The following is an 11,206-nucleotide window of genomic DNA, read 5'->3' as shown; positions in this document are numbered from 1 at the left end:
ACCTACACAAGGAGTAGCGGCGGCAGCGCCAGATGTGTATTCGAGACAGCTTCGACGACGACCGGCTCCTCGTCCGCCGACTCGCCCCCTTCCTCCGCGGCGGGCTCCGCGGGTTCGGGCGTCCCGCCGGATTCGGCGGCCGCCCGCACGTCGGCGGACGTGACGCGACCGCCGGGGTCGCTCTCCGACACGGCCGCGAGATCCACGTCGAGTTCGCGCGCGAGGGTCCGCGTGCTCGGCGACGCGAACACGCGCTCGTCCGATTCGTCGGCCTCGTGGTCCGCCTTCTCGACGGCGGACTCCACCTCGTCCCCGCCGTCGACGCCGCTCTCCGTCTCCGACGGCTCCCGGTCGGCCGGCTCGCCCTCGATGTCGAAGGTGACGATAGCGGAGTCGACGGGAACCGTCTCGCCCTCCGCCGCGTGGAGCGCTTTGACGGTGCCGTCGTACGGGGACGGCACTTCCACGAGCGCCTTGTCGGTCTCGACTTCGGCTAGCGTCTGGTCGGCTTCCACTGTCTCGCCGACCGCGACGAGCCAGGAGACGAGTTCGCCTTCAGCGATGCCCTCACCGAGGTCCGGTAACTCGAACGTCTGCTCGGCCATACCCTGTACGCGTCGGCTGTCCCTTTCAGTATTTCCGTCTGTCGGAAAGCTGAGGGGATCTCAGACGGAGAGCGCGCGCTCGATGGCGTCGAGGACGCGCGGCGGGTGCGGGAAGTAGTAGTCCTCCATCGACAGCAGCGGCACCGGCGTGTCGAAGCCCGTGACGCGTTCGACGGGAGCTTCGAGGTACATCAGCGCCTCGTCGTTGATGCGCGCGACGATGTCGCCGCCGACGCCGTTGCTCCGCGGGCCCTCGTGGACGACGACCGCCCGCCCCGTCTTCTTCACGGACTCCACGACCGTCTCGGTGTCCAGCGGCGAGATGGTGCGCAGGTCGACGACCTCGGCGTCTGCGCCGAGGTCGTCGACGGCCTCCAGCGTCGCGGGCATCATCGCCCCCCAGCTAATCACCGTCACGTCCTCTCCCTCGCGCCGGACGGCGGCCTCGCCGAGCGGGACCTCGTAGTCCTCCTCGGGGACCTCCTCGCGGAACGATCGGTAGATGCGCTTGGGCTCCATGAACAGCACTGGGTCGGGGTCGCGAATCGACGCGAGCAACAGCCCCTTCGTGTCGTGGGGCGTGCTCGGCGCGACTACCTTCAGGCCGGGGATGTGGGCGTACGCGCCCTCCATGCTCTCGGAGTGGTGTTCGAGCGCGCGCACACCGGCGCCGTACGGCATCCGCACGACCATCGGCGCCGTGAGTTCGCCGCGCGTGCGCCACCGGACGCGGCTCGCGTTCGTCACGAGCTGGTCGAACGCCGGCGGCAGGAACCCCGAGAACTGAATCTCGGCGACCGGCCGCAGGCCGTACATCGCCAGCCCCGTCGCCGCGCCGACGATGGCGATCTCCGACAGCGGCGTGTCGACCACGCGCTCGCCGCCGAACTCCGTCAAGAGCTCGTCGGTCGCGCGGAACACGCCGCCGCTCTCGGCGACGTCCTCTCCGAAGACGACGACATCGTCGTCGGCCGCCATCCCCGCGTGCAATGCGTCGTTGACTGCTTCTACGATGGTTGCCTGCATGAGTCACCCCTTGGGTCGCCGATCGATGTGGTCGTACAGCTCCGGGCGGCGCTCGAGGAGGTCGACGAACTCCTCGTACTGACGCTGGAGCTCGGGCGGCATCTCCTCGTAGACGTGTGCGAAGATCTCCGCGATTTCGCGCTCCGCGAACTCGTTCGCCGCTCCGAGCGCGGCGTCGAACTCCGCCTCGATGTTCTCAACGATGGCGTCGTGGTCGATGTCCTCCCAGAACCCCTCGGACCTGAGGAACTCGCGGTAGCGCTCCAGCGGGTCGCTTTCCTCCCACGCGTCGACCTCGTTGTCGCTCCGGTAGCGCGTCGGGTCGTCGCTCGTGGTGTGGGCGTCGAGCCGGTACGTGACGGACTCCACGAAGACGGGTTCGCCCTCGCGGACGAGCTCGCGGGCCTCCGTCACCGCGTCGTAGACGGCGAGGACGTCCTGGCCGTCGACGCGGATTGCGTCCATGCCGTACGCCAGCGCCTTCTGCGCGAGTGTGTTCGCGGCGGTCTGCTCGTCCGCGGACAGCGAGATGGCGTACTGGTTGTTCTGGCAGAAGAACAGCGCCGGCACACCGAGCGCGCCCGCGAAGTTGATAGCCTCGTGGGCGGCGCCCGTGGAGGTCGCGCCGTCTCCGAGATACGCGGTGGCGATCGCGTCGTCGCCGCTGATGTCCATCCCCCACGCGAGTCCGGTGACGAGCGGGAGGTGCGAGCCGATGGAGATGGCGATCTGGGAGTTCTGTTCTGCGAACGCCTGCTGGCCCTCCTCGATGCCGCGCCAGAACAGGATCATGTCCTCCATCGAGGCGCCGCGCATGAACATCGGCGTCCACGCGCGCCCGACGTACAGCCAGTCCTCGGGGCGGAGCGTGTACGCGCTCCCGATGATACTTGCCTCCTGGCCGCGAGTGGACCCGAAGGTCCCGAGTTCGCCGCGGCGCTGGATGCTCACCATGCGTCGGCTGAACACGCGGTCGGTGACCATCCAGCGGTAGAGGTCCCGGAACTGCTCGGCGTCGAGTTCGGGGACATCGTCGGCGTCGTACGACCCGTCCGGCCCCACGATCTGATGGGTGTCGACCGTGAGGTCGTCCTGCGTGAGGAACCGGGGATCGCCGGCGCTGACGGCAGCGTTGGCTGGGTGGTCGGTTGGTTTGTTCTCGGTCATTCGACGGGTAACGTGTTGTGAAGGGGGCTAAATAAATTAGTGGGTGCAGCCGACACGTTCGGGCGCCGTCGGCCACGAACGAATTCGGCAGCCGCCGGCGGCGCCGAAATTCCGGGGAAAGTTTATGATAAACCACACCGACCGCTCATGCATGCTGCCCGTATACACAGCGGTGATTAGCGGATGATTGACCCCAGCGAGCACCGCGTCGTCGACTGCGACTACCACTACGCCGACACCTTCACGCAGGTCGCGCCGTACATGCCCGAGCCCTGGAAGACGAAGTTCCAGAAGAGCGGCTGGGGCGGCACCGGCGTCAAGCAGAACCTCGCGGCGTTCTTCCCCGCGTCCACGGGGAACCGGTTCAACTACGATAAGATCGAGCGGGAGTTCTCCGAGTACCCCGACGGCGGCGACGAGAAAGACGACATCGTCGAGGCGATGGACAACCTCGACATCGACGACACGCTCCAGATCTCGCATCTAATCCTGGCGATGGGCGGCATCAACTCCGACGACCGCCGCGTCGAGGCGTTCGTGAAGGGGTACATCGAGTACATGCTCGAGGAGGTTCTCGACCCCGACGAGGGCATCTACGGGCTGGCACCGATGCCGTACCACGACATCGACGCGTCGCTGGACGTCCTCGACGACATCGAGGACGAGGAGGCGTTTAAGGGCGTCGTGATGGTCACCGCGGGCGCGAGCCCGCCGCTGGGAAACCGCAAGTACGACCCCATCTACGAGCGCTGCGAGGAGGAGGGGTACCCTGTCGTCTACCACACCGGCGGCTCCGGGCTGGACGATTACGTCCGCGCCGGCTACCAGGACATGATCGAGACGCATACGCTCGGCTTCCTCGAGTCGAACATGTCCCAGATCGTCAGCGTGGCGTGCCAGGGCGTCGCGGAGAAGTTCCCGGACCTCGAAATCGTGTTCATGGAGTCCGGCGTGACGTACATTCCGGGGCTGGTCAGTCGCATCAACGAGGAGTACCTCAAGCGGTCCGAGGAGGCGCCGCTGCTGGAGAAGAAGCCGGGCGACTACATCACGGACTTCTACTTCGGCACGCAGCCGCTGGAGATCTCCGCACGCCCGGACCTGCTGGAGCTCTGTTTCGATATGGTCGGCACGGAGAACATGCTGTACGCCTCCGACTACCCCCACTGGGACTTCGACAGCCCGAGCGTCATTACGGACCTCCCGATGCTCGACGACGACGACAGGAAGAACGTTCTCGGCCAGAACGCCGTAGAGGTGTTCGACCTATGAGCTCCGAGGAGCACGTGGAAGTCGGCCTCGCCGACGACTTCGACGACGGCGACGCGGAGATCGTGCAGGTCGGGCGTGCGGAGGTCGGGGTAATCAAGGCCGACGGCGAGTTCTTTGCGATGCGCAACCAGTGCCCCCACGACGGCGGCCCGGTCTGCCAGGGGAAAGTCGAGCCACGGCTCGTCGGCGAGTGGGGCGGCCCCGGCGAGCGCGTCGACCAGCACTACACCGACGACCAGCGCATCATCTCGTGTCCGTGGCACGGCTGGTCGTTCGACGTCGAGACGGGCAAGCACATCGGGGACGACCGCTACGTCGTCCCGACGTACGAGGTCGTCGTCGAGGCCGGCGTCGTCTACGTAAAAAACGAGTAGCGTCCCGGGTACCCCGGCCCAATCAGTTTATATTTTGATCGGCATGAATGATATCATATATACATACATCTTTTAGTGAGTTGAATGTGGTTCATGATATGATGGCACGCACGAGCACTAACAGGCGCAAGTTTCTGAAGAGTGGCACCGCCGCTGCGACGGTCGGGCTCACGGGGGTAGCAGGATGTCTCGGCGGCGGTGACGGCGGCGCGTCGGACCTCTCGCTGGCGTTCACTGTCCCGGTCGAGAACCTCGGGTCGCTGTTCGACATCGAGGAGATCCGCGAACAGGTACCCAACGCGGGAGAGGAGTACGAACTCACCGTCACGCGAAACGAGAGCACGCCGGACTCGCTGAACGCGATGGCCGCCGGCGAGGTCGACCTCGCGCTGCTTACCACCGTGAGCTACGGGTCGGCGGTCCGCCAGGAGGCGGTCCCGAACAATATCTCGATGATTTCGACGGACTTCTGGGACGCCCATCCTGAGTGGTACAGTTTCACGCTGTTCTCCGGGCCCGACACTGGCATCACGGAGGCGGCGGACCTCGAAGGCGCGAATATCGCGCTGAACTCCCAGGGGACGGGAGTGCACGCCGTCATCCAGAAGGCGCTCACCGACGCCGGCCTCGACCCCGACAACGACGCCGAAATCGTCGAGATTCCGTTTCCGTCGATTACGTCGGCGATTAACGACGGCCGCGTCGACGTCGGCATCTATCCGGCGCTGTTCGCGGGCGGCGCGCGGGCCGAGGGGTTCAACGAAGTCGTCACCAGTCAGGACCTCTGGGACGAGGCGTACCCGTTCGCGTTCACCGTCGCCTCGAACGACTCCCTTGACGAGAAGTCCGAGGCCGTCGAGCTGTTCGGCGAGGACCTCGCTGAGCTCGTCGAGTACAGCTACGACAACCGTTCGGAGGTCGTCTCGATGGCCGCCGAGCACTTCGAACTCCCGGAAGAGGTCGTGGACGGCTTCTTCCTGAACAACAACGACTACTACCGGCAGGACATCAACATCGACATGGACCGCCTCCAGAGTACGATGGACGAGCTCGTCGACATGGGCTTCCTCGAGGACACCTTCGACGTCACCGAGTACGCCACCAACGACTACGTCCCCTCGATCAATTGAGACCCGCGGCACAGCCGCTTCCGGCCCGACTCACTTTTCCGAACGTCCGAGAAAAGAGCGGCGCCTACGTCCAGCGCAGCAGCCGGCCGCGCGCCACCCGCAGCAGCCTGTCGAGGAACAGACCGACGAGCATGATGGCGATGATGGCGGCGTACGTCTGCGTCGACTGGAACGACCGCACGCCCTCGATCTCGAGCGCGCCGAGGCCGCTGCCGCCGGCGATCATCTCGAAGACGAACGTGATGATGAGCGACAGCGGCAGCGCGATCTGGATGCCGGTGACGATACCGGGTGCCGCCGCGGGCAGGATGACCCGCCACAGCAGCCGCGTGTCACTAGTTCCCATCATGCGGGCCGCCCACACGAGGTTCTTCTCGACCTGCTTGGTCGACTCCCGAGCGTTCACCGCGATGGGCCAGAAGGTTCCCACCGCGACCATAATGATCTTGGACATGTCGCCGATGCCGAACCACAGCATGAACACCGGGATGAGCGCGATGATCGGCACCGGGTAGCCGATCTTGATGATCGGGTCGAAGAACCAGTCCGCGAAGCGATTCCGCGCGCTCAGCACGCCCACGGCGACGCCGAAGACGATCGCGATCGCGAGCCCGACGAACGCGCGCTTCAGCGTGAGGTAGGCGTTCTCCAGCATCTCTCCGTTCGCCGTGAGTTCGTAGAACCGCGCGAGCACGTCCGACAGCGGTGGCAGGAAGTAGTAATGGATCAGCTCCAGCTGGGTGACGACCTCCCAGAGCACGAGGATGATGACGAGCGAGTACACCGACTTCAGGACGCCGACGACGATCGACGCGTCGAACTCCCGGAGGCCGGTCACGTCCATACTAACACCCGTTCACGGAGGAGTTCGAACCCGCGGACAGCGAAGTACGCGACCGCGGAGATGACGACGATGTTCGCGAACATCGTCGGGTAGTTGCCGATCTGTCCGGCGGTCAGGATGAGGTAGCCGATGCCCTGGTCGGAGGCGATGAGCTCCGCGCTCACCAGCGCGATGAAAGCGATGGGGACCGCCTGGCGGATGCCGGTCATGATCTCGGGGACGGTCGCCGGGATGACGACCTTGACGAACAGCCGGCGGCCCTCCGTTCCCATCATCTTCGCCGCCCACACGAGGTTCTGGTCGACGTTCTCGGCGGCGTTGTACGCGTTCAACACGATGGGGAGCAGGCACGCTAGGAACACGATGAGAATCGCGGTCTCCGTGCCGACGCCGAGCCAGAGAATCGCGAGCGGAACCAGCGCGGTCTTCGGAATCGGGTACGTGAGCGCGAGCAGAATCTCGAAGAAGTTCTCGACGGGATCGAGCCGTGCCATCCCGATGCCGAGCAGCACGCCGATACCGATGCTCAGCGCGAGGCCGATACCGATGCGGTACAGCGAGACGAACAGGTGCGAATACATCGTTCCCTCAACGATGAGCGTCTGAATCTCGCCGGCGACGATGGTCGGCGACGGCAGTACTTGCGCGGGGACGACGGTCCCGCTGGCGTACTCCCAGAGGAGCGTGAGGATGACGAGGGGAATCCAGTCGAAGACGAACCTGCCGGCGCGCTGGACCGACCCCGGGACGCGCTCGAACGAGTGGACCGTGGCGTTGCTCACGGCTGCGGTTGCACCTCCGGTTGGGTCTCCTCCCTCAGGGACTTCCAGACCACGTTTTTCGTCTCGTTGAACTCGTCGCTCGTGATGATGTCCGCCCGCGTCTGCGAGCGGTCGAGATCGACCTCGGTGACGTTCTTCTTCGTGCCGGGATGGCGGGTCATCACCATCACCGTGTCCGAGAGGTAGACCGCCTCTTCGACGTCGTGCGTGACGAAGATGACGGTCTTCTCGAGGTCGCCCCAGATGTCGATGAGCTGGTCCTGAAGATCCTCGCGGAGCGGCTGGTCGAGCGCGCCGAACGGCTCGTCCATCAGCAGAATTTTCGGGTCGTAGGCGAGGGTGCGCGCGAGTCCGACGCGCTGTTTCATCCCGCCGGAGAGCTCCTTCGGGTAGTTGTCCTCGAAGCCCGTGAGGTCCATCATGTCGATGTACTTCTGGGCCGTCGAGCGGCGCTCTTCCTCGTCCATCTCCTGCTCCTCGAGGCCGTAGGTAACGTTCTCCATGACGGTCCGCCACGGGAACAGCGCGTAGTCCTGGAAGACGACGCCGCGGTCGGTACCGGGGCCGTCGACGAGGGTCCCGTCGACTTCGATGGTGCCCGACGTCTCGTCGAGGAAGCCGGCGACGAGGTAGAGGAGCGTGCTCTTCCCGCAACCGGAGGGCCCGACGATGCTGACGAACTCGCCGCCGTCGATGTCGAAAGAGAGGTCCTCGACGGCGGTCGTGCGCTCACCGCCGTCGTCGTACACTTTCTGGAGGTTGGAGATCGTTACGTTGCCGTCCATGCGTTCACTCGACCACCAGTTGTCGCGGCTGCGTCGCGGTCGCGGTGGGCAGGCGACCGGGAGCGATGCGTTCGTCGAGTGGGCGAGCGCGGACTGATAGACTCGCGTTCGGAGATGTGAGGGGGCGCCCGTAAGGTCGTAACCCACTCTCACTGTGGTGGAGTGTCACACTCCAGTTGAAGCAGTAACCGTATAAAAAATTTTCTCGTAAGGCGGTCCTTTCGGCGCGTTGACCGCCGATTCAGCGCGTCCGCGGACCGCGCTCGATCGTCGGCGCGACGAGTTCGACTGGATGCGTGGAGTCCTGCGGAAGCAGCGATCCCAGCTGTTCGTGGCAGGACGCACCGCTGGCCACGAGGCGGCGCCGGTCGACGTTCTGCTCCTCGAACTGGTCGGCGAGCGTCTCGCCGACGTCGACGCTGAGCTCGTAGTACTCGGACTTGTAGCCGAAGCTCCCCGCCATCCCGCAGCACTCCACGTCCGAGGTCACCACGTCGTAGCCGAGGCGCTCGAAGACCGCTTCCGTGTACTGGTCGACACCGAGCGTGCGCTGCTGGCAGTGACTGTGGTACGCCACGTTGCCACCCCCCGCGAGCACGTCAGCGTCGGCGCCGTTTTCAAGCAGGCCGTAGACGTACTCCATGACTTCGTAGCTGTTCGCGGCGATCCGCTGGGCGCGCTCCCCGTCAAGCAGGCGCCCGTACTCACGGCGGAACGCGGCGAGGTCGGAGGGCTCGACGACCACGACGTCCCGGCCGGCGTCGAGGTGAGGGTTAAGGCCGTCGGCGACGCGCTCGGCGTTCTCGCGGGCGGTCGCGATCATCCCTTGGGAGAGCGGCGCACGCCCGCTCTCGTGACTCGGCACGACGCTGACGTCGACGCCGAGCGCTTCCAGCGTGCGGACGGCCGCCTTCCCGCGGTCCACGAGCACGTAGTTGGTGTACGTGTCGGGGTAGAGTACCGCCTCACGGTCGGCGTCGCCGGCCGTCGCGAGCGGCTCGCAAGACGCGAACCAGTCGACGAGTGTCTCCCGACGGAACTCGGGGAGGTCGCGGCGACGGTCGACTCCTGCGACGCGCTCCATGACCGCCCGCAAGGATACCCAGTCGGCGAGCCAGTTCGAGACGGGCGCGGTCGCGGACCCGAACTTCGCGAGCGTCCCGAAGTTCCCGAACAGGCGCTTCTGGAGGTCCACGCCGCCCGGATCGGCGTCCGGTGTCAGTCCCTCGACGAGCCAGTCGAACTCCCTGTCGGTGCCGCGGTTGATGCGGTCGCGGACCACCGTGTTGATCCACGGGATGTCGATTTTCACGGGGCAGGCGTCGACGCAGCGCGAGCACCCCGTGCAGAGGTCATTGAACTCCGCGGCGGCGTCGATGCCGTGAACGCCGGTCTCCCAGCCGGTCGCGATGCCGCCCGTGTACGTCTCACCGCCGAATGCGTGCCCACCGACGTGCTGGAAGTTCGCGCACGAGTTCGCGCACGCGCCACACCGGATGCAGTTCAGCGTCTCCCGGAGCTCGTCGTCCTCGCGCATTTCGATGCGGCCGTTGTCCAGCAACACGAGGTGGAACTCCCGGTCGTCGGTGCTCCCATCGAGGGGTTCGTCGGGCTCGTCGAAGTCGACGACCGGCGAGTCGACTGGCGGGGAGACCAGGGAGAGGTACGTCGCGATGTCCTGACCGCCGGCGGCGCGCGCGATGAGTTCGGCGAACGGGGGAAAGTCGTCGACGCTCGGAACCAATTTCTCGACGCCCGCGACCGCGACGTGCGTGTCCGGCGTGACTACGCACTTCCGAGCGTTCCCCTCGTTGGTGACGAGCGCGATAGTGCCCGATTCGGCGAACACGAAGTTCGCGCCAGTCATCCCCACGTCGGCGTCCATGATTTTCTCGCCGACGTGGTCCCGGGCGAACTGCGTGAGGTCCTCGGCGGTCTCGAGGGGTTCGTCGGTGTCGAAGTGCGCGTTGAACAGCGTCGCGATGTCCGCGGTGGACTTGTGGAAGGCCGGCCCGACGAGGTGCGAGGGCGCCTCGTCGGCGACCTGCACGACGAACTCACCGAGGTCCGTCTCCGTGACGTCGACGCCCGCTGACTCGAGCGCGTCGTTGACGTCGATCTCCTCCGTGGTCATCGACTTCGACTTCGCGAGCGTGTGGGCATCCTTCGATTCGGCGACCTCGGTGATGTAGCGATTCGCGTCCGCGGCGTCCTCGGCGACGTACACCTCGCCGCCGTTGGCCTCGACGGACTCCCGGACCGTCTCGATCAGTTCGGGGAGGCGCTCAATGGCGTCCTCCTTGATGGCGCGCGCCTCCGTGCGGAGTTCGTCGATGTCGTCGCGGTGACCGTTGGTCTCGTAGCGGCCGGCGTTGACGTGCGTGGTGTTCTCGAAGACGGCGTCTCCCTCGGTTTCGAGTAGGTGACGAATCTTCGCGGCCTTGCGCTCCCGGTCGGCGCTCATCGGTCGGTCAACACCACCGCGTGGACGCGCTGCGGGCCGTGGACGCCCGAGACGAGTTCGCCCATGTCGGCCGTGGCGCTGGCGCCGGTCGCGAGCACTGCGGAGTCCCGGCCCTCGTCGAACTCCTCTCCGAGCCACGACGCGGTCTCCTCGACGCTCTCGTGGAGGTCGCTGGCGCACACGACGCCGAGGTGCGTGGTCGGGTAGAGGCTCACGGGCTCGGTACCGGCCTCGTCGGCCTGAATCACGAAGGTTCCGTAGTCGACGATGCCGTGCACGCGGGTCACGCCGGTCTCGCTCTCCCGGAGCAGGCGCGGGGTCGGCCGCATCTCGACGTCAGTGTCCTCGAGTGAGACGCCGTCGATACCGAGCGGGACGCCGACGGCCGGTTGTTCGACCACGTCGTCGAGCGCGTCAGGGAGCCCCGCCGCCTCGACGCGCGTGCAAGAAGCGTCGGCGCCGGACAGCGAGGCCGCGAATCGGTCTATGGTGTCCGTTCGCATGTACCGCACTCGGTCCACACCGGGCTTATGTCTACCGGTCACTCCTCCGTCATGATCGTCACGACCGGAATCTCGGCGTTGAGGAGGAACGACTGGGTGGTGCTCCCGAAGACCGCTTTTCCGACGGGCGTGCGCTTCCGGCCGCCGATTACGAGGTAGGACGCGTCGGCGAGGCCGTCGACGACGCCGATCACCTCGTCGACGGCCTCGCCGACGCGTCCGACGTAGCTGACGTCCGCGGAGGGTTCGTCGAG

General features: G+C 66.1%; 12 protein-coding genes. 3 read left to right on the top strand and 9 right to left on the bottom strand.

Annotated elements, in window-relative coordinates; genetic code table 11:
• Positions 1-2 precede the first annotated feature (2 nt).
• The 3 genes from OQF71_RS11915 to OQF71_RS11905 are packed head-to-tail and all read right to left on the bottom strand — an operon-like array spanning position 3 to position 2,798.
• Entirely contained in the window at positions 3-605 is a 603-nt protein-coding gene (locus OQF71_RS11915) for a biotin/lipoyl-containing protein (RefSeq protein ID WP_280587929.1), read from the bottom strand.
• A gap of 60 nt (positions 606-665) precedes the next feature.
• Positions 666-1,631, bottom strand: coding sequence for an alpha-ketoacid dehydrogenase subunit beta (locus OQF71_RS11910; protein WP_280587927.1), 966 nt, complete (start codon positions 1,629-1,631; stop codon positions 666-668).
• A gap of 3 nt (positions 1,632-1,634) precedes the next feature.
• Positions 1,635-2,798 (bottom strand): thiamine pyrophosphate-dependent enzyme, encoded by a 1,164-nt coding sequence (locus OQF71_RS11905; protein WP_280587926.1) that lies wholly within the window; start codon positions 2,796-2,798, stop codon positions 1,635-1,637.
• A 183-nt stretch (positions 2,799-2,981) separates the two neighbouring features.
• Here OQF71_RS11905 and OQF71_RS11900 point away from each other — a divergent pair, with 183 nt between their 5' ends.
• From OQF71_RS11900 to OQF71_RS11890, 3 genes are all read left to right on the top strand, one after another.
• Positions 2,982-4,070, top strand: coding sequence for an amidohydrolase family protein (locus OQF71_RS11900; protein WP_280587925.1), 1,089 nt, complete (start codon positions 2,982-2,984; stop codon positions 4,068-4,070).
• On the top strand, positions 4,067-4,444 hold the full coding sequence (locus tag OQF71_RS11895) for a Rieske 2Fe-2S domain-containing protein (protein WP_280587924.1): 378 nt from the start codon (positions 4,067-4,069) through the stop codon (positions 4,442-4,444). Before OQF71_RS11900 ends, OQF71_RS11895 begins: the two co-directional genes overlap by 4 nt.
• 98 nt (positions 4,445-4,542) lie before the next feature.
• A complete protein-coding gene (locus OQF71_RS11890; RefSeq protein WP_280587923.1) occupies positions 4,543-5,574 on the top strand; it encodes an ABC transporter substrate-binding protein in 1,032 nt (343 codons plus the stop codon).
• Between the two features lie 64 nt (positions 5,575-5,638).
• Here the strand turns inward: OQF71_RS11890 and OQF71_RS11885 are convergent, their stop codons facing one another.
• The 6 genes from OQF71_RS11885 to OQF71_RS11860 form a co-directional block, all read right to left on the bottom strand.
• Positions 5,639-6,418 (bottom strand): ABC transporter permease, encoded by a 780-nt coding sequence (locus OQF71_RS11885; RefSeq protein ID WP_280587921.1) that lies wholly within the window; start codon positions 6,416-6,418, stop codon positions 5,639-5,641.
• A complete protein-coding gene (locus OQF71_RS11880; protein ID WP_280587920.1) occupies positions 6,409-7,200 on the bottom strand; it encodes an ABC transporter permease in 792 nt (263 codons plus the stop codon). The genes OQF71_RS11885 and OQF71_RS11880 overlap by 10 nt, the downstream gene beginning before the upstream one ends.
• Positions 7,197-7,985, bottom strand: a complete 789-nt coding sequence (locus tag OQF71_RS11875) for an ABC transporter ATP-binding protein (RefSeq protein ID WP_280587919.1) — start codon at positions 7,983-7,985, stop codon at positions 7,197-7,199. Before OQF71_RS11875 ends, OQF71_RS11880 begins: the two co-directional genes overlap by 4 nt.
• 241 nt (positions 7,986-8,226) lie before the next feature.
• The gene (locus OQF71_RS11870; protein ID WP_280587918.1) at positions 8,227-10,449 is read right to left on the bottom strand and encodes an LUD domain-containing protein; all 2,223 of its coding nucleotides are present in this window, start codon (positions 10,447-10,449) and stop codon (positions 8,227-8,229) included.
• Positions 10,446-10,952: an LUD domain-containing protein gene (locus tag OQF71_RS11865; protein ID WP_280587917.1), complete on the bottom strand. Its 507-nt coding sequence runs from the start codon at positions 10,950-10,952 to the stop codon at positions 10,446-10,448. The genes OQF71_RS11870 and OQF71_RS11865 overlap by 4 nt, the downstream gene beginning before the upstream one ends.
• 38 nt (positions 10,953-10,990) lie before the next feature.
• Positions 10,991-11,206 (bottom strand): universal stress protein (locus OQF71_RS11860; RefSeq protein ID WP_280587915.1); only part of this gene is annotated, 216 nt, incomplete at its 5' end.

It is taken from the genome of Halorubrum sp. Boch-26 (assembly GCF_029889805.1).
Classification (GTDB): Archaea; Halobacteriota; Halobacteria; order Halobacteriales; family Haloferacaceae; genus Halorubrum.
This window is presented reverse-complemented; position numbering and strand designations above follow the sequence as displayed.

Coding starts and splice junctions, on each gene's coding strand:
- OQF71_RS11915 (WP_280587929.1), bottom strand. CDS start 605: ATGGCCGAGCAGACGTTCGAGTTACCGGACCTCGGTGAGGGCATCGCT.
- OQF71_RS11910 (WP_280587927.1), bottom strand. CDS start 1,631: ATGCAGGCAACCATCGTAGAAGCAGTCAACGACGCATTGCACGCGGGG.
- OQF71_RS11905 (WP_280587926.1), bottom strand. CDS start 2,798: ATGACCGAGAACAAACCAACCGACCACCCAGCCAACGCTGCCGTCAGC.
- OQF71_RS11900 (WP_280587925.1), top strand. CDS start 2,982: ATGATTGACCCCAGCGAGCACCGCGTCGTCGACTGCGACTACCACTAC.
- OQF71_RS11895 (WP_280587924.1), top strand. CDS start 4,067: ATGAGCTCCGAGGAGCACGTGGAAGTCGGCCTCGCCGACGACTTCGAC.
- OQF71_RS11890 (WP_280587923.1), top strand. CDS start 4,543: ATGATGGCACGCACGAGCACTAACAGGCGCAAGTTTCTGAAGAGTGGC.
- OQF71_RS11885 (WP_280587921.1), bottom strand. CDS start 6,418: ATGGACGTGACCGGCCTCCGGGAGTTCGACGCGTCGATCGTCGTCGGC.
- OQF71_RS11875 (WP_280587919.1), bottom strand. CDS start 7,985: ATGGACGGCAACGTAACGATCTCCAACCTCCAGAAAGTGTACGACGAC.
- OQF71_RS11870 (WP_280587918.1), bottom strand. CDS start 10,449: ATGAGCGCCGACCGGGAGCGCAAGGCCGCGAAGATTCGTCACCTACTC.
- OQF71_RS11865 (WP_280587917.1), bottom strand. CDS start 10,952: ATGCGAACGGACACCATAGACCGATTCGCGGCCTCGCTGTCCGGCGCC.